General features: G+C 40.0%; 1 protein-coding gene. It reads right to left on the reverse strand.

Annotated features, from left to right (window positions below; genetic code table 11):
* On the reverse strand, nt 1–275 hold a 275-nt coding region (locus SB679_RS24065), incomplete at both ends, for a hypothetical protein (RefSeq protein WP_410704759.1).

A 275-nucleotide genomic window follows, 5' to 3' on the forward strand; every position in this document is an offset into this window, starting at 1 on the left:
CCGTCGGAAAAATCTCCGTTTCCGCCTCCCATATCGTGTCCTCCGCTACCAATACCTCCACCTCCACTCCATACGTCATACATCGTTAGTTTTATTGGTCTGGTTACAATAATGATAACTTCCCCCACATCAATGGGATCATTGCTATTTCGGGATACTGTCTTGGTATCGTAGTAGTTTTGAAATTTATTAATTAGGTAAACAACATCAGAATGAGTGTTTTGGTGAACATCAAAATAGAGATAGTCTCTTTCTGCATTTATCACTCCAGCTAT

This window comes from Chryseobacterium sp. SIMBA_029, from assembly GCF_046535275.1.
Lineage (GTDB): Bacteria > Bacteroidota > Bacteroidia > Flavobacteriales > Weeksellaceae > Chryseobacterium.